Raw genomic sequence first — 20,405 nt, forward strand, 5'->3', positions numbered from 1 at the left:
CTGGGCGCGCGTGATCTCGGCAGCCGGGAGATTTCCGGTTTCACCAAGCATCTTGTCGAACATGCGCTTTACCTCTGTCGCCCCTTTTTGCTTCCTGGTCTTGAGGACATGACCCTCCCAATAGTCGAGGGCAACATCGCGCACGGTATAGGATGACAGCCTGACATTTTCTAGCCTGGCTTGTTCCTCAAGGCGACGTTCATTCCGCGCAATCCTGGATTGAAGCGCAGGATCTTCTCCAGCATCGCGCCGTTTCTTCAGACCGTCCCAATCCGCAATGGCTAGATGAAGAGACTTAGCCGGCCAATTTCCAATTTTCACTTGGCGCAACTTGCCATCGACCGGAGAGCGGTAGCGATAGATCCAAGTGCGCAAATCATCAGCCCCGGCAATAATGCGCAGGCCTGGAAAATCTGAACTGGTAATATGCTGGCCAGGCAAGAGCAACTTGATTGCCCTGGCATCGAACGTCATAGGCTTCTCCGGTATAGTTTTTAACCACAACCCGAAACAACGGTATAGGTTGCGAAAAATACACCGAAAAACCTACACTCAACAAGCAAGTTTAGTCATGTGCAGACAAGAGCGGAAAAGAAATCCTGACAATAAGAAATCAGGAAATAAGACAATAAGATCAGAGCAATGAATAAAAAAACCACCGCAAATCAGGATCTTGGAGGAACACAAAAACCCAAGCATACCCCGATGATGCAGCAGTACTTGGCGCTCAAGGCAAACCATCCGAATACCCTGCTGTTCTACCGGATGGGTGATTTCTACGAACTGTTCTATGAAGATGCCGAAAAGGCCGCGCGACTGCTCGACATTACACTGACCACGCGTGGCCAGTCTGCTGGCGTACCGATCAAGATGTGCGGTGTTCCCTTTCATTCTCTGGAACCCTACCTGGCGCGCCTGGTCAAGATGGGCGAATCGGCGGTGATCTGCGAGCAGATAGGTGATCCGGCCACCAGCAAGGGGCCGGTCGAACGCGCTGTTGCGCGCATCGTGACGCCCGGTACGCTGACCGATGCTGCCCTGATCGACGACAAGCAGGATATCTGGCTGCTTGCCCTCACCACACACCGGAATACAGCCGGGATTGCACGGCTGAACCTGGCCAGCGGTGAATTCATCCTAATTGAGGTAGCAGCCGAGCAGCTTCCCGCGACGCTCGAACGCATACGTCCAGCGGAAATTCTCTATCCCGAAAGCTGGACGCCGAATTTCGCCAGCGACGCGGCCCGGACCCGGCAACCGGACTGGTATTTTGATTTCGACTCCGCACGACGCCTGCTATGCGACCAGTTCGAAGTCGCCTCGCTGGCAGGTTTCGGTGCCGAGGGCCTAAGGCCGGCCATCGCTGCCGCCGGGGCGCTTCTGCAGTATGCCCAGGCCACGCAATCCGGAAAGCTGACGCATTTGCGCGGGCTAACGGTCGAACTGGAAGGTGCCTTCCTGGGCCTGGACCTCGCCACCCGACGCAACCTGGAACTGACCGAAACCCTGCGCGGGCAGCCCTCCCCGACCCTCTACTCGCTCCTCGACAACTGCGTGACCAGCATGGGGTCGCGACTGCTGCGGCATACCCTGCACCACCCGCTGCGCGACCGGGATATCCCTGCATTGCGGCATGGCGCGGTCGAAGGGCTGCTCGAAGATTATGGCCGACTCGCCGGCGACGTTCGCAGGTCACTACGCGGCATGGCCGATATAGAGCGTATCGCCGGGCGCATCGCCTTGCGCAATGCTCGGCCGCGCGACCTCGCCAGCTTGCGTGAGTCGCTGACTCGTCTGCCGGAACTACGCGCCCCCCTGGCTGAACAATCAGCGCCATTGCTTGAGCACCTGTTCGGCGAACTGGAAGTACCCACCACCGCACTCGCATTGCTGGTCCGTGCCATCGCCGCCGAACCCGGTGCCCAGGTGCGCGACGGTGGCGTCATCGCCTCGGGCTACGACCCCGATCTTGATGAACTGCGCTCGCTGAACGACAACTGCGGCGCCTTCCTCGTTGACATGGAAGCTCGCGAGCGTGAGCGGACCGGTATTTCCAGTCTCAAGGTCGAATTCAACAAGGTGCATGGCTTCTACATCGAGGTCACCCACGCCAATGTTGACAAGATTCCTGACGACTACCGCCGCCGCCAGACCTTGAAAAACGCCGAGCGCTACATCACCCCCGAGCTGAAGACCTTCGAGGACAAAGCCCTGTCAGCCCAGGAGCGGTCGCTGGCGCGGGAAAAACTGCTCTACGAGGCGATTCTGGATGCCCTGCTGCCGGTCGTCCCGGCCCTGCAAGGCATTGCCCGCGCGGTGGCCCAGCTCGACCTGCTGGCCGGATTCGCAGAATCGGCCCTGAAGCGCAACTGGTGCAAGCCCGAATTTGCCGTCGAAACGCAGTTGAATATCGTCAATGGTCGCCACCCCGTGGTCGAGGGCGAACTGGTGAATCAGGCCGAAACCTTCATTGCCAACGATTGCCTGCTCGCCGACAACCGCCGCCTGCTGCTGATCACCGGTCCGAACATGGGTGGTAAGTCGACCTACATGCGCCAGGTGGCGCTGATCGCCCTGCTTGCCCACATTGGCAGCTACGTGCCGGCCGAATCATGTGTTCTGGGTCCGCTCGACCGTATTTTCACCCGCATTGGCGCTTCCGACGACCTCGCTTCCGGGCGTTCGACCTTCATGGTCGAAATGACCGAGGCCGCAGCCATCCTGCACCACGCAACACACCAAAGCCTGGTGCTGATGGACGAAATCGGCCGCGGCACCTCGACGTTCGACGGCATGGCGCTCGCCTTCGCCATCCTGCGCCATCTGATCGAGAAAAACCGCAGCCTGACCTTGTTCGCCACGCACTATTTCGAGCTTACCCGGCTGTCGCACGAGTATTCGGAACTTGCCAACGTCCACCTCGGCGCGGTCGAGCATAACGACCGCATCGTTTTCATGCATGCCGTCGAAGAAGGCCCGGCCAACCAGAGTTACGGGATACAGGTCGCCGCACTGGCCGGTATCCCCGCTGCCGTCGTCCGCACCGCCCGCAAGCAGCTGCGCGAATTCGAACAGCGCGCCGCCATCGATCCGCTGCAGCCCGACCTCTTTTCCCAGGGCGAGCCGGAACCGGTAGAGCCCGAACCGCATCCGGTCGTCGACCGGTTGGCGACGATCGACCCTGACAGCCTGACCCCGCGCGAAGCCCTCGACGCCCTGTACGCCTTGAAAGGGCTACTGCGTTGATCGGCAATCGCCGGGCAAAGACTGGTGGATCGATCATCCGCAGACTGCTGCCGGCGTTGGCGTTTGCCACCATCTCCTTGCCCACCGTCGCCGAAACCTGGCGATTCGCGCTGATCGGCGATACGCCCTACAACAGCCACGAGCGGGGGGAATTGCCGAAGATGCTCTCCGCCATTGCCGACAGCAAGGTCGACGCAATCGTACATATCGGCGACTTCAAGTCCGGCTCGAGCCCGTGCTCGGATGAGGTATTCACGGATCGTTTCCAGCTATTCGACAGCAGTCGCGCGCCCTTCTTTTTCGTTCCCGGGGACAACGAATGGACAGACTGCGAGCGTCTCAGCAACGGTGGCTACGACCCGCAGGAACGACTGGCAAAGCTGCGCAGTCTGTTCTGGAGCAAGAATCAATCGCTTGGCCGGACAACGCTGACACTCGAACGGCAACCCGGCGCCTACCCGGAGCACGCCCGCTTTCGCCTGGGACCGACGCTCTTTGTCACCTTCAATCTGCCAGGCGGCAACAATAACTGGGGAATGACCGACATACCGCGTGCCGACTATGCAGCCCGCCATCCAGCCACCATCGCCTGGCTCAAGGAAAACTTTGCGCTGGCCCGACGCGAAAATATGCGAAGCCTGGTCCTGTTGTTTCAAGCCAATCCCGGCTTCAAGCACCATACGCAAGGCTTGGCGCATCGCGCATACCGCGAATTTCTCGATACGCTGCGCGACGAGACAGTAGGTTTCCAGGGGCAGGTGGTCGCCGTTCATGGCGATACGCACATGAACCGGATCGATCAGCCGATGCGCGATCAAACCGGTCGGCTGCTGAGCAATTTCGTTCGCGTGGAAACCTTCGGCTCGCCCTTCATGGGGTGGACTACCGGAATCATCGATTCCGACTCGCCCGCCTCGATCCGCTTCGAAAACCATCCCTGGCCGGCAAGGCACGAATAGCGCGGCATCCACAGCGGAACGCCGCGCCGGATCAGGCATCAGCTCATGTAATTTCCGCCGTTGCAGGCGAAATTGGCACCTGTCGTAAAACCAGCCTTGTCGGAAGCGAGCCAGCCGATGATCGAGGCAATCTCTTCCGGCTCACCGAGGCGCTTGACCGGAATGGTGGCGACGATCTTTTCCAGCACATCTTCACGAATCGCGCGCACCATGTCGGTCCCGACATAACCCGGCGAGACCGTGTTGACGGTGACGCCCTTGCTGGCGACTTCCTGTGCCAAAGCCATGGTGAACCCATGCATGCCGGCCTTGGCAGTCGAATAGTTGGTTTGCCCGAACTGGCCGCGCTGGCCGTTCATTGACGAAATATTGACGATGCGCCCCCAGCCACGATCCATCATGCCGTCGACAACCTGCTTGGTTACGAAGAACAGGGAATTCAGGTTGGTATCGATCACCGCCATCCAATCCTGGACACTCATTTTGCGGAAAACGCCATCTTTGGTTATGCCGGCATTGTTGACCAGGACATCGATCTCGCCAACCTCGGCCTTGACCTTGTCGAACGCCGCCTTGGTGCTATCCCAGTCGGAAACATTCCCTTCGGAGGCGATGAAATCGAACCCCTGGGCTCTCTGATCCTGGAGCCATTTGTCCTTGCGCGTCGAGTTCGGGCCACAGCCGGCTACAACGGTAAAACCATCCCGTGCCAACTGCTGGCAAATCGACGTTCCGATCCCCCCCATGCCACCGGTCACGTAGGCAACTTTTTTGCTCATGATTACCGCTCCTTGCACATAATTATTAATTACATACTGGCAAAAACAACGGATGCCGTGTTGGGACATCCGTGGAAAGGCGTTAAACAACGCCCAGAGACTATAACGCGAATAGATAACGCAAAATACATAATCACATATTGTTAAATTGATTTATCAATAAATAATTCTGATGCAATATTTCCCTGCTGCCAAACACATGCATGCTGGACAAATCGCAGACAAAAAAATACCCGCCGCAGCGGGTATTTCTGCCAGCCCAAAAGCAGCCTTAGTGGCAGGTTTCACCGTCCTCGTCCGGATGGTGAACATGCCCATGCTCGATTTCTTCCTCGCTGGCAGGGCGAATCGCTGTCACGGTACAGGTAAACAACAACGCCATGCCAGCCAGCGGATGATTGCCATCGAGCACGACCTTGTCGTCGGCAATATCGGTCACACGATAGATCACGAAATCGTCTTCGCCACCGTCTTCCGGGCCTCCTTCGAACTGCATGCCGACCTGGAGCTCCTTCGGAAAATCCTTGCGCGGCTCGATCTGGACCATCTCGGCATCGTATTCGCCGAATGCCTCGTCCGGTTGCAGCTTGACCTGAACCGACTCGCCGACCTTCTTGCCCTGCAACGCTTCCTCGATTTTCGGGAAGATATCGTCATAACCACCATGCAGGTAAACCAGCGGCTCGCGGCCTTCATCAACCACCTCGCCATCTGGATCCTTGACGTGGTAATCGAGCGTAATAACGGTGTTCTTCGCAACCAGCATGTTCATTCTGTGGCTTTCCTAGTATTGATGGATATTCTCGGCAACTCGCCAGTCTTGCAACCTGCTTCTGCCAAGCCTTGAATCTGCGCTAATGGCGTATTTTAACATTGCCCCCAAAAAGCTCAGGCGTTGAGCTCCTTGACCAGACGCAGAACATCAAGGGCATGTCCCTTGTAATTGACGTTATACAGCGCGTGCCGGATGGTTCCGGCGCGGTCAATCACGAAGGTGGAGCGGCAAACGCCGAATTTCTTATGGCCATCGACTTCCTTGGCCTGCCAGACACCGTACTGCTTGCAGACGATGCCTTCGGTATCCGACAACAACTCAATTCCGATGCCCTCCTTGTCCCGGAACTCTGCATGTTTCAGGCAATCGTCCCGACTGATGCCGAGCAGAACGCAATCATGACGAAGAAAGTCGTCTTCATGATCCGAAAAATCAGTGACTTCCTTTGTGCAGCAAGGCGTTCCATCCTTGGGATAGAAGAAAATAACGATGTGCTTGCCTTGATACCGTGCCAGGTCAATCGTCTCCATGTCGGCATCCGGCAATGAAAACACAGGGGCTTGTTCGCCAACCTTGAGCACCATTTTGTTCTCCTCGGGGGGGACGGCTGAGAACGATTCTAGCGGAGGCAAATACCGGTGGCTACTGCGTCTGGCGGGAATTCGAGAATTATTTCCCGGAAATTTTTTCCGGAATCTGGACGAAGGTTTCGTCCTGCTTGATCATGCCCAGCTCGAAGCGGGCACGCTCCTCGATGGCGTCGTAGCCTTGTTTCAGGTCACGGACTTCGGCATCGAGACCCGCATTCCGGATTTCCAGTTTGCGGGTGACTTCCTTTTGCTGCTGCAACTGACGGTCGTATTCCCACACCTTCAGCCAGCCCCCCTTACCCACCCATAGGGGGTACTGGAGCAGGCCGATGGCTGCGAGAAGGCCGACCGTCAGCCAACGCATGCGCGATTAACGCAGGTTGTAGAAGGTTTCGCGGCCCGGGTAGGAAGCGGTATCGCCCAGGTCTTCTTCGATGCGGATCAACTGGTTGTACTTGGCGATACGGTCGGAACGCGACAGCGAGCCGGTCTTGATCTGGCCAGCATTGAGGCCGACGGCGATGTCGGCGATGGTGCTGTCTTCGGTTTCACCGGAGCGGTGCGAGATCACGGCGGTGTAGCCGGCGCGCTTGGCCATTTCAACGGCAGCAAAGGTTTCGGACAGGGTGCCGATCTGGTTGATCTTGATCAGGATCGAGTTACCGATGCCCTTCTTGATGCCTTCCTTGAAGATCTTGGTGTTGGTGACAAAAACGTCGTCGCCGACGATCTGCACCTTGTCACCCAGACGGTCGGTCAGCAGCTTCCAGCCGTCCCAGTCGGCTTCGGACATGCCGTCTTCGATGGAAACGATCGGGAACTGATCGGCCAGGTTGGCCAGGTAATCGACGAACTGAGCGGAAGTCAGCTCCAGGCCTTCGCCAGCCAACTTGTACTTGCCGTCCTTGTAGAACTCGGAAGCGGCGCAGTCGAGCGCCAGCAGCACGTCCTGACCCGGCACGTAACCGGCCATTTCGATGGCTTCCATGATGATCTGCAGGGCTTCGGCGTGGCTGCCCAGGTTCGGGGCGAAACCGCCTTCGTCGCCAACGGCGGTCGAGTGGCCCTTCTTGTTCAGCAGCTTCTTCAGTGCGTGGAAGATTTCAGCGCCGCAACGGATGGCTTCGCGAATGTTGGCGGCACCGACCGGCATGACCATGAATTCCTGGATATCCAGGCTGTTGTTGGCGTGCTCGCCACCGTTGATGATGTTCATCATCGGCACCGGCATCTGCATCGGGCTCATGCCACCGAAGTAGCGGTACAGCGGCAGGCCGGATTCTTCGGCAGCGGCCTTGGCAACGGCCATGGAGACAGCCAGGATGGCATTGGCGCCGAGACGCGACTTGTTGTCGGTGCCGTCGAGATCGATCATGGTTTGATCAATGAAAGCCTGTTCCTGAGCATCGAGGCCGATGATGGCTTCGGAGATCTCGGTGTTGATGTTCTCGACAGCCTGCATCACGCCCTTGCCGAGGTAACGACCGGCATCGCCGTCACGCAGTTCGATGGCTTCGCGGGTGCCGGTGGAGGCACCGGACGGAACCGCCGCACGGCCCATGACGCCTGATTCGAGCAGAACGTCGGCTTCGACAGTGGGATTGCCGCGGGAATCCAGAATCTCGCGGGCAACAACATCAACGATAGAACTCATATTTCTTCCTTATTTTCAGAAGGTTGAAAGAACAAATTAAACTTGATTATCAACACCGGAAATGACCAGCATGTTCATTTCGGCAATATGTTCGCGGACCTTGCGGGCCGCCTGATACTCGGCCGAATCGTAGAAGCGCTTGGCCTGCGCTACCGACTCGAACTCAACAACGATCATCCGCTCGGGCGGCGACCACTTTCCTTCGAGAATCTCGGAAGCGCCTCCACGGACCAAGAAATGACCGCCGTACTGTTCGACGGCGGCGGTAGACAACTGGCGATATCGGGCAATGGCGTCGGCGTCATGCACCTTCACCTCAGCCACGACATAGCCCTTGGCCGACATTACTTCAGTTCCTCGAATCCAGCTGATTTCACCGCCTTATCCAATGCAACCAGGGTAGCGAGCAAACTTTCCATGCGATCCAGAGGCCAGCTGTTCGGACCATCCGACCATGCCTTTTCAGGACACGGGTGGGTTTCCATGAACAGTCCGGAAATGCCGACAGCAACGGCAGCGCGCGCCAGAACCGGAACGAATTCGCGCTGCCCACCGGAAGAGGTACCCTGCCCGCCCGGCAACTGGACGCTGTGAGTGGCATCGAACACCACCGGACAAGCGGTTTCACGCATGATCGCCAGCGAGCGCATGTCGGACACGAGATTGTTGTAGCCGAACGACGCGCCGCGCTCGCAGACCAGGATGTTGTCGGCACCATTGTTCACTTCGCGCGCCTTGGCGACGACGTTCTTCATGTCGCCCGGCGCCAGGAACTGGCCCTTCTTGATATTCACCGGCTTGCCGCAGGAGGCCACGGCATGGATGAAATCGGTCTGCCTACACAGGAAGGCCGGGGTCTGCAGAACATCGACGACTGCCGCCACCGGGGCGATCTGGTCGATGTCATGGACATCGGTCAACACCGGCACGCCGATCTGGCGCTGCACTTCCGAAAAGATGCGCAGGCCTTCGTTGAGACCCAGACCGCGCACCGAGGTGCCGGCGCTGCGATTGGCCTTGTCGTAGGAAGCCTTGAAGATGTAGTTGATACCCAACCGGGCACAAACTTCCTTCATATACCCGGCCACATCCAGGCAAAGCTGCTCGGATTCAGCGGTACAAGGGCCGGCAATCAGGAAAAAAGGCTGGTCAAGACCAGCCTCGAAACCGCAAAGTTTCATTATTTCTTGCCCTGTTTATTGGCCAGCGCCGCCTTCACGTAGGACGTAAACAGCGGGTGACCCTGACGCGGGTTGGAGGTGAATTCCGGGTGGAACTGGCAAGCGACGAACCATGGATGGATCTCGGCCGGCAGTTCGACCATTTCGCACAGCTCGGTGCCCGGTGCACGGCCGGCAACGATCAGGCCCTTTTCTTCCAGTTGGGCAAGCAGCGTGTTGTTCACCTCGTAGCGGTGACGATGACGCTCGGTAATTTCGGCGGCGCCGTAAATCTCGCGTGCCTTGCTACCCTCCTTCAACTTGCAGACCTGTGCCCCCAGGCGCATGGTTCCGCCAAGATCCGAATCCTCGCCGCGCTTTTCCACCTTGCCGGAAGCGTCCAGCCATTCGGTGATCAGGCCGATGACCGGGTAAGGCGTATCGGCAACGAATTCCGTTGAATGAGCATCTTTCAGACCGGCCACATTACGGGCAAATTCGACGACGGCCATCTGCATGCCGAGACAGATACCCAGATACGGCACCTTGTTTTCGCGAGCGTAACGAATCGCCTCAATCTTGCCTTCCGTGCCGCGACGGCCGAAACCGCCCGGAACAAGAATGGCATCGAGATCTTCAAGAACGCCGGTACCGTTCTTTTCGATTTCTTCCGAATCGAGATAGACGATATCGACCTGGCTACGGGTATGGATGCCGGCGTGCTTGATCGCTTCGATCAGTGACTTGTACGACTCGGTCAGATCGACATACTTGCCGACGAAGGCGATCTTCACCTGATGCAGCGGGTGCTCCAGGGCAACGATCAGGTTTTCCCAGACGGTCAGATCAGCCGCCTTGGCCAGGATGTTCAGCTTGTGGCAGACGATCTCGTCGAGCATCTGTTCGTGCAGCATGCCCGGAATCTTGTAGATGGAGTCGGCATCGAGACATTCGATGACGGCTTCCGGCATCACGTTACAGAACAAGGCGATCTTGCGGCGTTCCTCGACCGGGATGGAACGGTCGGCGCGGCAGAGCAGGATGTCCGGCTGGATACCGATTTCACGCAATTCCTTGACGGAGTGCTGGGTCGGCTTGGTCTTCAGTTCGCCGGCGGTCGGGATGTAGGGCAGCAGCGTCAGATGCATGTAGCAGACATTGTTGCGGCCTTCCTCGATACCCATCTGACGGATGGCTTCGAGGAACGGCAGGGACTCGATGTCGCCGACCGTACCGCCGACTTCGACGATGGCCACGTCGGCACCTTCGGCACCGGCCTTGACCTTGCCCTTGATTTCGTCGGTGATGTGCGGGATGACCTGCACCGTCTTGCCGAGGTACTCGCCACGACGCTCTTTCTTGAGCACGGTGTCGTAGACCTGGCCGGTCGTGAAGTTGTTGCGCTTGGTCATCTTGGCGCTGGTGAAGCGCTCGTAGTGGCCAAGATCAAGATCGGTCTCGGCGCCATCTTCCGTCACGAACACTTCGCCGTGCTGGAAAGGACTCATCGTGCCGGGGTCGACGTTGATGTAGGGGTCGAGCTTGAGGTGGGTAACTTTGATGCCGCGGGATTCCAGAATGGCCCCGAGCGACGCGGCGGCGATGCCTTTGCCCAGAGAGGACACGACACCACCCGTAACGAAAACAAATTTGGTCATGGAAAGACAGGCTGCGGGAAAGCAGAATCATAGCCGATAAGCTCGGAAATCCCCAAGCACGTCGACTTTTCGTGGCATTCAAATCGAATAGATACCGAGCGACAACGCCCCCTTTCCGTTTGTTAGAATCCGCCCTGAATCCACCGCCAGAAGCCAACTTGAAGCACGTTCTCGTCGTCAATTACTCGCAAACCGGACAGCTTTCCGACATCGCCGCGCAAGTGATCGGCCCACTGCGCGAAGCCGGCCATCGCGTGCATCTGGAAACACTGGTTCCGGCCACACCCTACCCCTTCCCATGGCCCATCGTCGACTTTGTCGACGCCATGCCCGAATGCGTGCAACTCGACGCACCGCCGCTCAAACCATTGAGCGTTGCTGCCGACACCGACTTCGATCTGGTCATCCTGTGCTACCAGGTGTGGTTCCTGTCCCCCGCGCTGCCGATGACAGCCTTCCTGCGCAGCGAGGCCGGCAGATGCCTGATCCGTGGCAAACCGGTCGTCACGCTGGTCGCCTGCCGCAACATGTGGCTGTCGGCGCAGGAAACCATGCAGAAGCTAATTGCCGAAGCCGACGGCAACTTGCGCGACCATATTGCCTTGATCGACCGCGGGCATCCATTGGCCACATTCATCACGACGCCGCGCTGGGTGCTGACCGGCAAGCGCGACTCTTTTCTCGGGATGCCGCCCGCCGGCATCGCCCCGGCCGAAATCCGGCGCGCCAGCCGTTTTGGCCGCGCCATGGCCGATGCGCTGGACCGGAATGCCGAAAAATCCGGCCAACCCATGCTTGCCGGCTTGCGCGCCGTCACCGTCAATCCCCGGCTGGCAATCAGCGAACGCGCCGGACGGCGCGCCTTCGGCGTCTGGTCGCGGCTGATCCGCGCCTTCGGCCAACGCGGCAGTTGGCAGCGACGCCCCATCCTGCTGGTATTTTCCGTTTATCTGATTGTGATGGTTTTGACGGTCGTTCCCACCAGCCTATTGTTACAATGGTTGCTTTCCCCGCTGCTGAAATCGCGCCTGGAGGGGCTGCGCGCTCAGCTGGAACTACCGAGCGGGTCCGAGGAATTCAATCTAGAAAAATATGACGAGTCGCGGTAGTGCCTATATAACCGGCACATCTTCCTTTTTGCCCAACGCGCCGGTAGGCAACGACGAGATCGAACAGGTGCTTGGCTTGATCGCCGGCAAGCCGTCGCGCGCCCGGCGCGTCGTGCTGCGCAACAACGGCATCCGCAGCCGGCACTACGCCATCGACCCGGCCACCGGCACCTTCACCCACTCGAACGCGGCGCTCGCGGCCGAGGCCATTCGCCGCCTGGACGCCGGCGCGCCGGATGTGCTGGCCTGCGGCACCTCTTGCCCCGACCAGCTGATGCCCAGCCATGCGGTGATGGTGCACGGCGAGTTGCGTATTCCACCTTGCGAGGTGGTATCGACGGCCGGCATCTGCGCGGCTGGAATCAGCGCCCTGAAATATGCGGCGATGGCGGTCATGGCAGGGCTGGCCAGCAAAGCGGTGGCCAGCGGATCGGAACGCGCCTCTGGCGGCCTCCTTGCCCGCCACTACGAACCGGAATCGACGCATCGGGTGGCCGAGCTGGAAGACAACCCGGAGATCGCCTTCGAGAAGGACTTCCTGCGCTGGATGCTGTCCGACGGTGCCGGTGCCTTCCTGGTCGAGAACGCACCGCGTCGCGAGAGCCTGTCGCTGCGCATCGACTGGATCGACATCCAGTCGCAGGCCGACAGCATGCCGGTATGCATGTATGCCGGTGGCGACAAAACACCCGACGGTCGCTTCCGCGGCTGGCAGGAATTCGCCGCCAACGAATGGACCGAACAGTCCATCTTCATGGTCAAGCAGGATGTCCGTCTGCTCAACGAAGCCATCGTCGAGCAGACCTTCGGCAAGCCGCTGGCCAAGGCGCGGGCAGAACGCGACCTGGCTGCCGAAGCGATCGACTGGTTCCTGCCGCACATGTCTTCCGAATACTTCCGGCAGCCGCTGGCCGCCTACATGGCCGATGCCGGCTTCGCCATCGATGCGGAAAAATGGTTCACCAACCTGCAAACCAAGGGCAATACCGGCTCGGCATCGATCTTCATCATCCTCGACGAACTCTTCCGCAGCGGTCGCCTGCAGGCCGGCGACCGCCTGCTCTGCTTCGTCCCCGAGAGCGGCCGTTTCACCGGTTCGCTGATGCACCTGACGGCCGTCGACCATGCTGGATAGCGAAGTCCCCCAGGAAGGCAACAGTACCCTCGGCGGCCACCGCAAGGCGATGTACGCCCGCGGTGCCGACGGCAAGCTGCACATCGTCCAGTCGGCCGGCTGGGAAGTCGAGGAAATCGTCACCAAACAGGCCGTCGACGACCTGCTGCGCCTGACCGAAGAGGCCCGCCAGCGTGTGCTGGCTGGCCAGACCTCGCCACTCGAATACCACATGTACCGGGTGCGCATGGACGTGCCGCTACTGGCGCAGGCCAGCGGCATCTGGCAATGGCGCATCCGCCGCCATTTCCGCCCGGCCATTTTCGCCAGGCTCTCGCCGGCCCTGCTGGCGACCTACGCCGATGCCATGGGACTCAGCGTCGAGCAATTGAAGAAGGTTGATTGATGGAATTCCAGCACAGCCAGGCCTCCCACTGCGAAAGCGGCGTCATGTCGGCGATGTTGCGCCACCATGGGCTGCCACTCTCCGAGCCGATGACCTTCGGGCTGTCCTCGGCGCTTTCCTTCGCCTACCTGCCGATCATCAAGATCAACGGCCTGCCGCTGGTCGCCTACCGGATGCCGCCCAAAGCCATCATCAAGGGGCTGCAAAAGCCGCTCGGCCTGAAAATGCGCTTCGAGACCTTTGGCAACCCGGCCGCCGGCGTCACCCGTCTGAACGAACTGCTCGACCAAGGCAAGCTGGTTGGCCTGCAGACCTCCGTCTTCTGGCTACCCTACCTGCCGGAAGACCTGCGCTTCCACTTCAACGCCCACAACGTTCTGGCCTTTGGCCGCGAGGCGTCGGGCGACTACCGCCTCTCCGACCCGGTGGCCGAAACAGTCGTCACCTGCCCGCCGGCTGACCTGCAACGCGCCCGCTTTGCCAAGGGGGCGCTGGCGCCGAAGGGACTGCTTTACTACCCGGTGGGTACGCCTCAGACGCCGGATTGGCAGAAGGTCTTGCCGGCCGCCATCACGAAGACGACGCGCATCATGCTCGATGCGCCGTTGCCCATCATCGGCGTGCGTGGCATCCGCTGGCTGGCCAAGGCCATCGAGAAGCTTGATACGGGTGCCGATGCCGCCCACAGCAAGATGTTCATCGGCCAGGTCGTCCGCATGCAGGAAGAAATTGGCACCGGCGGCGGTGGCTTCCGCTTCATCTATGCCAGCTTCCTGCAAGAGGCGGCTGACCTGCTCGGCCGCCCGGCGCTGGGTGAGCTCGCCGAACAACTGATCGACATCGGCGATGAATGGCGTGAATTCGCGCTGGCCACGGCGCGCATGATCCGCGACCGCGACCCGCTGTACCCACCGAAACTGGCCGACAAGCTGCGTGCCATCGCCGATCGCGAGCAGGCCTTCTTCCGCGACTTGCGCCGCGCCGCGTGATGCTGCGCATCGAAGGCGTTTCCTTTTCCTACCGGGATGCCGACACGCCGGCACTCGATGGCGTCACCCTGGACATCCCCGCCGGCGGCGTCTTCGGCCTGCTCGGCCCCAATGGCGCCGGCAAGACGACCCTGATCTCCATCCTCGCCGGCCTGCAGACAGCAACCAGCGGCAGCATCACCTTCAACGGCCGTCCGCTGACCGAAGCCCGTGCCGCCGAGCCGCGCGCCATTGCGCTGGTACCACAGGATTACGCGTTCTACCCGATGCTGACCGTCGCCGAAAACCTCGATTTCTTCAGCGGCGCGCTGGGCCTGGCGCAACGCGAACGGCAGGCGCAGATCGCCGCGGCCATTGCCTTCGCCCGCCTTGAACAAGTCACCGGCAAACCGGCCGAACAACTGTCCGGTGGCCTGCGCCGGCGCCTGAACCTGGCTATCGGCCTGCTCGGCCGACCACAGGTTCTGCTCCTCGACGAGCCCACGGTTGGCGTCGACCCGCAATCGCGCCGCTTCCTGCTCGACGCCATCGCCGGCCTGCCGGCCAGCGGCACCACCGTGATCTACACCAGCCACTACATGGAAGAGGTCGAAGCCATCTGCCAGCGGGTGGCCATCATTGATCAGGGAAAGGTCCTGACCGAAGGCGCGCTGGATGCCCTGCTGCGCTGCGAGGAATCGATCGTCGAACTGGAACTGGGCGCCGAACTGCCAGCGGAGTTGGCTGCCCGACATGCCGCCATCGCCGAAGGCAACCTGAAATACCGCCTGCAACTGGCCACACCGACGGCCCTCTCCGGCCTGCTCGACGCCCTGGCCGATGCGGGTTGCTCCGTACAGCAACTGAAAGTCGGTCGAGAAAACCTCGAACACCTCTTCATGCGCCTCACCAAGCGCTCGCTTCGGGACTAAGCGATGATGACCCGACTCAAGGCACTGTGGCGCAAGGAAACCCTGGCCCTGCTGCGCGACCGGCACGGCCTGGCCGCCCTGTTCGTGATGCCGGTGATTTTCATCCTGGTCATGACCATGGCGCTGCACGACGCCTTCATGCCCGGTGCGGCCATCGATGTCGGCTACGCCATCGTCGATCTCGACAACAGCCCGCATTCGCAATCCTTGATCCGACGCCTGAACAAGGCCGGCAGTTTCCGCCACATCGCCAGTGTCGATAACCCTGACACGGCACGGCAAGCCATTCGCGACGGGCGCTACGCCCTGGTCCTGGTACTGCCCAAGGGTTTCGGCGAACGCCTGCTCGCCCCGGCGGGCGCCGATGGCCAGCCGACCGAGCCGCTCGGCCTGCTCGTCGACCCGACCCTGAACCCCGTCCTGCAACTGGCTTTCCGAACCCAGACCAGCGCTGCACTGGGCACCCTGCGCGCCGACGAACTGACGCGCCAGGCCGGCAAGCTGTTCGGCCTGCCCAGCGCCGCCAACGCACCGGACCGCGACTGGCCGGACGAGATCGTCACCGTCGCCGTGCAGAACGAGCACAGCATCCGTCCGCCGTCGTCCGTGCAGCAGAACGTGCCGGCCTGGCTGGTCTTCGCCATGTTCTTCGTGGTCATCCCGATTTCCGCCATCCTGATCGTCGAACGCCAGCAAGGCACCCTGAGCCGTCTGGCCGCCATGGGCCTGCCCTTCCGCCTGGTACTGCTCGGCAAGCTGCTGCCCTTCTTCATCGTCAACCAGATCCAGGCAGCGCTGATGGTCGGTGTCGGGCTCTATGTCGTGCCGCTGTTCGGTGGCGAAGCACTGGTCATGCCACAGGGCATCGGCCTGTTGAACTGGTGGCTGGTATCGATGGCGGTCAGCCTGGCGGCCGTCGCCTGCGCCCTGCTCGTCGCCAGCCTGGCCAGAACAACCCAGCAGGCGACGATCATCGGCGGTGTCGGCAACATCCTGATGGGCGCCATCGGCGGCATCATGGTGCCCAAGTTCATGATGCCGGCCGCCATGCAAACACTGGCCGAGTTTTCGCCCATGGCCTGGGGGCTGCAGGGCTTCCACACGGTCATGCTGCGCCATGGCGGGTTCGCCGCCATCCTGCCTCCCGTTCTCCAACTGCTCGCCTTCGCCGTGGCCGCCCTGGCCGCCGCAACCTGGCTCAACCATCGTCAATCCGCATGAGCGCCGAACTCCGTCTTGCCTTGAAAGCCCTGATCGTCGAAGCCTGCGACAAGGATTGCGACCCATCTAGCATCACCGACGACGAAGTGCTGTTCGGCCCGGAAGCACCGCTACAGCTCGATTCGCTCGACGCCCTGCAAGTCTCGATGGCGATCAAGAAGCAATACGGCCTGCGCCTGCCGGACAGCAAGGAAACCCGGCGGATCCTGACCAACGTCGCCAACCTGGCCGAACATCTGGAAGGCTGGCTGGCCAGCCGGGGCTGAACGCAACGATGAAGCGAGCGGTCCACATCGTCGCCAGCGGCCTGCTCTGCGCTCGCGGCACATCGCCGAGCACCGTCGGCGAGGCGCTGTGGGCAGGCGAATGCTCTTCCGACCCGCGTCAGCTGGGTGAACGGCACTTTCCCTATTTCGCCCTGCCCTTGGATGGACATGACTGGTCCTCACGCGCCGAGCAGGCGGTACGCCACGTCGGAGCACAACTCGGCCCATACGCGCCCAATACGCCACTCTTTGTCGCCTCGTCATCCTTCCAGATCGGGCTTTTCGAACAACGCAGCGCCCCGTTCGACATGCCCATCGGCAGCGCCTCATTCAGCCGGCAGATCGCCGACTGGATGGTCCTCTCCGGTCCGCGCACCAGCTTCTCGACAGCCTGTACCTCCGGCTTTTCGGCCATCGATGCGGCCGCCACCTTGATCTCGGCTGGATTGATCGACGACGCCATCGTCCTCGGCATCGAACTGGCCAACAACAGCACACTGGCCGGCTTTGCCGCCATGGAACTACTCTCCCGCACCGCCTGCCGGCCCTTCGACGCCCGGCGCGATGGCCTGGTGCTGGGTGAAGCGGTTGCCGCCATCAAGCTGTCTGCCGCGACTGGCCCATGGAAAATCGCCGGCGTCGCCAATGGTCTGGATGCCTATTCGACCACCGGCCCCGATCCGGAAGGCGGGCCGATTGCCGGCGTGATATCCGATTGCCTGCGCGTAGCCGGCGCCCATCCAGCCGACATCGAGCTGATCAAGCTGCAAGCAGCCGGTTCGCCGGGTAGCGACCTGGCCGAAGCCAACGCGCTACGTCAGGTCTTTACCGAGGCCATGCCCCCCCTGCTGTCGCTGAAGCCAGCCCTTGGTCATACGCTCGGCGCCAGCGGGATCGCCGAACTGGCTACTTTGCTGGCGAGCCTCGACGCCGGACAAATTCCGGCCACTACCAACTACGAGGACCTGGATGCCGATATCGGACTGGCCCCCACCACCGTCCGCAGCAACGCCGACGTGCGACGTGCGCTACTCAATCTGATCGGTTTTGGTGGCGGCCTGGCCAGCTTGGTCGTGGAGCGCTGCTAATGGCATTCCTCAATGCCCTCGTCACCCAGCAGTTCGCACCGGATGCCATACCCGCGGCTGTCCGTTCGGCCATTGGAAAACCCCTTCGCCGCGCAGCCGCGCTGACCCAACTGGCACTGGTCGGCGCCTGCGCCAGCCTGCCCGAGGCGCAACGCGAGCACCCCACCCTGCTGCTCTGGCAATCGATCAGCGGCCCGCGACAGGAAACGCAGAACCTGCTGGATGAAGTTTGCCTGGGTGGCGGCGAACCGATGCCCTACGACTTCCTGGCCACCCAACCGGCCCTTGCTGCAGCCCAGATTCAGCCATTCCTGCCGGGGCTCCGATCAGCAACGCACCTGCCACTGGATAACGAATTGGCCAGCCACTGGGCCTTGATGCTCGGCCTGGCCTGTACCTGGCTTGATCAGGGACGCTGCGCGCAAGTGCTTTGCGCCCAACTCGACCACTGGTCCGATTCAGCCAGCGGTCAATGGCTGACCGTCACCGACCGGCCTCTTGAAACCGCACTCGCCAGCCTCCAGATAGCGAGAGAGGATGCGACAGCCACCGCGCTGGATAATGCGGATTTTCCAGCAGGCTTAAGGGAATGGCTGAATGACGGCCGATCTCCACACCTCACCCTGCAATCCGCCGCCCTTCCCCGACTGGCGGTAGAATTCGCCCGACTATAATTTTTTCAGGCCTTCACCATGTCCGAGTTTGCATTTGACGTTTCCCTACAAGATTTCGAAGCCAAAGTCCTCGTCCAGGCGGATACCGTGCCAGTCGTCGTCGATTTCTGGGCACCATGGTGCGAACCGTGCAAGGTGCTGAAGCCGATGCTGGAGAAGCTCGCCGAGGAATACAAGGGCCGCTTCATCCTGGCCAAGGTCAACTCCGACGAGAACCCGGAACTGGCCCAGCACTTCGGCGTGCGCAGCATTCCGTCGGTCAAGGTGCTTTTCCAGGGCCAATTGGTCGACGAATTCAACGGCGCCATTCCGGAAAGCCAGATTCGCGCCTTCCTTGACCGAATCGCTCTGCCGGAAGGCCCCGAACAGATCAATCTGCGCGAGCAGGCTGCCGCCCTTGTCGCCGAAGGCAAGCTGGAAGAAGCACTGGCAGTGCTGGTGCAGGCCAGCCAGGCCAATCCCCAGGATCAGGCGATTCAGCTCGATGCCGTCGATGTCTTGATGCAACTCGGCCGCAATGACGAAGCGAAGCAGCTGCTGGGCGGCGAATACGCCAACGAACCCGATCGCGCCAATGCCCTGCGTGCCCGCCTCGCGCTGCTTGATGGCGCCGCCGATACAGCGCCGCTGGAAGCCAAGCTGGAAGCCAACCCAGACGATCACGCCACCCGCCTCGAACTATCGAAGGCCTACGCCGCCCAGAGCCGCTTCCGCGAAGCGCTGGAGGCAGCCCTCGAAGTTGCTCGCCGCGACCGCTTCTTCAACGAAGGTGCTGCCCGCAAGGCCATCCTGGCCCTCTTCGAAGCGCTTTCCGGCGAACAGTATGACGATCTGGTCCGCGAATTCCGTCGCAAGCTGTCCGCTACCCTGAACTGATTTCGCCCGGCCAAGGCATCGGCAGTGCAGCTGTTCTACACCGATGTCTTCGTCCTGCCGCTGCCGTCCGGCCATCGTTTCCCGATGGAAAAATATTCCCGGCTGCGCGAAAGCCTGCTCGCCAGCGGCGAATTCAGCGCAGCGGATTTCCACCTGCCGCATGCCGCGACCGACGAGGAATTGGGGCGGGCCCACGATTTCGCCTATATCGAGGCCATCACCAACGGCCAGCTGCCGGACAAAGCCCTGAAGGCCATCGGGTTTCCGTGGAGCGCCGGCATGGTCGAACGTTCCCGCCGCTCGGCTGGAGCCACCATCTGCGCCTGCCGCGCAGCGCTGCTAGATGGCGTTTCAGCCAATCTGGCGGGCGGCACCCACCATGCCTTCCGCGACCGTGGCGAAGGTTTTTGTGTCTTCAACGATGCCGCCGTTGCCGCCCGCACCATGCAGGCCGAGGGCAAAGCACAGCGTGTGCTGATCGTCGATTGCGACGTCCATCAGGGCAACGGCACGGCCAGCATCCTGCGCAACGACGACAGCGTTTTCACCTTCTCGATGCACGGCGCCCGCAACTTCCCCTTCGACAAGGAGGAAAGCGACCTCGACATCGAACTGCCGGATGGCTGCACCGATGACGCCTACCTGCTGCGCCTCGACGAGGGGCTGAATACCGCCTTCGACCTGGCGCGCCCCGACCTCGTCATCTACCTGGCTGGCGCCGACCCCTATCACGACGATCGCCTGGGGCGCCTCGCCTTGACTTTCGAAGGACTGGAAGAACGGGATCGCCGCGTATTCTCCCGTTGCCGCGCCGAGGGCGTAGCGGTCGCCATCGCCATGGCGGGTGGCTATGCCCGCCAGATCGACGACACGGTGCGGATTCATGCATCGACCATCCGTCATGCCAAACGCACTTGGGGATAGAATCCG

Annotated in this window: 21 protein-coding genes and 1 pseudogene; 13 read left to right on the forward strand and 9 right to left on the reverse strand. The window is 61.0% G+C overall.

The window, feature by feature from the left end:
• Positions 1 to 228: 228 nt before the first annotated feature.
• Positions 229 to 474, reverse strand: a pseudogene (locus tag F1002_RS21510) (integrase arm-type DNA-binding domain-containing protein); the annotation flags it as partial.
• Between the two features lie 168 nt (positions 475 to 642).
• Between F1002_RS21510 and mutS the strand changes: the two are divergent.
• Both mutS and F1002_RS11480 read left to right on the forward strand, forming a co-directional pair.
• On the forward strand, positions 643 to 3,246 hold the full coding sequence (gene mutS / locus F1002_RS11475) for a DNA mismatch repair protein MutS (protein ID WP_223879557.1): 2,604 nt from the start codon (positions 643 to 645) through the stop codon (positions 3,244 to 3,246).
• Positions 3,243 to 4,205 carry a metallophosphoesterase gene (locus tag F1002_RS11480; protein WP_150429151.1) on the forward strand — a complete coding sequence of 321 codons (963 nt, stop codon included), beginning with the start codon at positions 3,243 to 3,245 and terminating at the stop codon, positions 4,203 to 4,205. The genes mutS and F1002_RS11480 overlap by 4 nt, the downstream gene beginning before the upstream one ends.
• A gap of 38 nt (positions 4,206 to 4,243) precedes the next feature.
• Here the strand turns inward: F1002_RS11480 and F1002_RS11485 are convergent, their stop codons facing one another.
• From F1002_RS11485 to F1002_RS11520, 8 genes are all read right to left on the reverse strand, one after another.
• Positions 4,244 to 4,984 carry a 3-ketoacyl-ACP reductase gene (locus tag F1002_RS11485; RefSeq protein ID WP_150429152.1) on the reverse strand — a complete coding sequence of 247 codons (741 nt, stop codon included), beginning with the start codon at positions 4,982 to 4,984 and terminating at the stop codon, positions 4,244 to 4,246.
• A gap of 271 nt (positions 4,985 to 5,255) precedes the next feature.
• A complete protein-coding gene (locus F1002_RS11490; protein WP_150429289.1) occupies positions 5,256 to 5,750 on the reverse strand; it encodes a peptidylprolyl isomerase in 495 nt (164 codons plus the stop codon).
• Positions 5,751 to 5,872: 122 nt separating this feature from the next.
• Complete coding sequence (locus tag F1002_RS11495) at positions 5,873 to 6,343, reverse strand: peroxiredoxin (protein WP_370452163.1); 471 nt, start codon at positions 6,341 to 6,343, stop codon at positions 5,873 to 5,875.
• Between the two features lie 85 nt (positions 6,344 to 6,428).
• On the reverse strand, positions 6,429 to 6,713 hold the full coding sequence (gene ftsB / locus F1002_RS11500) for a cell division protein FtsB (RefSeq protein WP_150429153.1): 285 nt from the start codon (positions 6,711 to 6,713) through the stop codon (positions 6,429 to 6,431).
• Positions 6,714 to 6,719: 6 nt separating this feature from the next.
• Complete coding sequence (gene eno, locus F1002_RS11505) at positions 6,720 to 8,003, reverse strand: phosphopyruvate hydratase (RefSeq protein ID WP_150429154.1); 1,284 nt, start codon at positions 8,001 to 8,003, stop codon at positions 6,720 to 6,722.
• Positions 8,004 to 8,039: 36 nt separating this feature from the next.
• Positions 8,040 to 8,348: a DUF1330 domain-containing protein gene (locus F1002_RS11510; RefSeq protein WP_150429155.1), complete on the reverse strand. Its 309-nt coding sequence runs from the start codon at positions 8,346 to 8,348 to the stop codon at positions 8,040 to 8,042.
• The gene (kdsA, locus tag F1002_RS11515) at positions 8,348 to 9,184 is read right to left on the reverse strand and encodes a 3-deoxy-8-phosphooctulonate synthase (protein ID WP_150429156.1); all 837 of its coding nucleotides are present in this window, start codon (positions 9,182 to 9,184) and stop codon (positions 8,348 to 8,350) included. Before kdsA ends, F1002_RS11510 begins: the two co-directional genes overlap by 1 nt.
• Entirely contained in the window at positions 9,184 to 10,821 is a 1,638-nt protein-coding gene (locus F1002_RS11520) for a CTP synthase (protein WP_150429157.1), read from the reverse strand. Before F1002_RS11520 ends, kdsA begins: the two co-directional genes overlap by 1 nt.
• Positions 10,822 to 10,979: 158 nt before the next feature.
• On the opposite strand from F1002_RS11520, the gene F1002_RS11525 reads away from it, so the two are divergent.
• From F1002_RS11525 to F1002_RS11575, 11 genes are read left to right on the forward strand one after another with little or no spacing between them, the layout of a single operon-like run.
• Entirely contained in the window at positions 10,980 to 11,930 is a 951-nt protein-coding gene (locus F1002_RS11525; RefSeq protein WP_150429158.1) for a dialkylrecorsinol condensing enzyme, read from the forward strand.
• A complete protein-coding gene (locus F1002_RS11530) occupies positions 11,914 to 13,065 on the forward strand; it encodes a beta-ketoacyl-ACP synthase III (RefSeq protein ID WP_150429159.1) in 1,152 nt (383 codons plus the stop codon). The genes F1002_RS11525 and F1002_RS11530 overlap by 17 nt, the downstream gene beginning before the upstream one ends.
• Positions 13,055 to 13,450 carry a hypothetical protein gene (locus tag F1002_RS11535; RefSeq protein WP_150429160.1) on the forward strand — a complete coding sequence of 132 codons (396 nt, stop codon included), beginning with the start codon at positions 13,055 to 13,057 and terminating at the stop codon, positions 13,448 to 13,450. The genes F1002_RS11530 and F1002_RS11535 overlap by 11 nt, the downstream gene beginning before the upstream one ends.
• Complete coding sequence (locus tag F1002_RS11540) at positions 13,450 to 14,439, forward strand: BtrH N-terminal domain-containing protein (RefSeq protein ID WP_150429161.1); 990 nt, start codon at positions 13,450 to 13,452, stop codon at positions 14,437 to 14,439. Before F1002_RS11535 ends, F1002_RS11540 begins: the two co-directional genes overlap by 1 nt.
• Positions 14,439 to 15,350 carry an ABC transporter ATP-binding protein gene (locus F1002_RS11545; RefSeq protein ID WP_150429162.1) on the forward strand — a complete coding sequence of 304 codons (912 nt, stop codon included), beginning with the start codon at positions 14,439 to 14,441 and terminating at the stop codon, positions 15,348 to 15,350. Before F1002_RS11540 ends, F1002_RS11545 begins: the two co-directional genes overlap by 1 nt.
• A gap of 3 nt (positions 15,351 to 15,353) precedes the next feature.
• Positions 15,354 to 16,571, forward strand: a complete 1,218-nt coding sequence (locus F1002_RS11550; RefSeq protein ID WP_150429163.1) for an ABC transporter permease — start codon at positions 15,354 to 15,356, stop codon at positions 16,569 to 16,571.
• Complete coding sequence (locus F1002_RS11555; RefSeq protein WP_150429164.1) at positions 16,568 to 16,837, forward strand: phosphopantetheine-binding protein; 270 nt, start codon at positions 16,568 to 16,570, stop codon at positions 16,835 to 16,837. Before F1002_RS11550 ends, F1002_RS11555 begins: the two co-directional genes overlap by 4 nt.
• Before the next feature lie 8 nt (positions 16,838 to 16,845).
• Entirely contained in the window at positions 16,846 to 17,925 is a 1,080-nt protein-coding gene (locus F1002_RS11560) for a beta-ketoacyl synthase N-terminal-like domain-containing protein (protein WP_150429165.1), read from the forward strand.
• Positions 17,925 to 18,599: a hypothetical protein gene (locus tag F1002_RS11565; RefSeq protein WP_150429166.1), complete on the forward strand. Its 675-nt coding sequence runs from the start codon at positions 17,925 to 17,927 to the stop codon at positions 18,597 to 18,599. Before F1002_RS11560 ends, F1002_RS11565 begins: the two co-directional genes overlap by 1 nt.
• 18 nt (positions 18,600 to 18,617) lie before the next feature.
• Entirely contained in the window at positions 18,618 to 19,475 is an 858-nt protein-coding gene (locus F1002_RS11570; protein WP_150429167.1) for a tetratricopeptide repeat protein, read from the forward strand.
• Between the two features lie 24 nt (positions 19,476 to 19,499).
• A complete protein-coding gene (locus F1002_RS11575) occupies positions 19,500 to 20,399 on the forward strand; it encodes a histone deacetylase (RefSeq protein WP_150429168.1) in 900 nt (299 codons plus the stop codon).
• The last annotated feature ends 6 nt before the right edge of the window (positions 20,400 to 20,405 follow it).

Origin of the sequence: Dechloromonas sp. CZR5 (assembly GCF_008711155.1) — a bacterium.
In the GTDB taxonomy this organism is placed as follows: Bacteria; Pseudomonadota; Gammaproteobacteria; order Burkholderiales; family Rhodocyclaceae; genus Azonexus.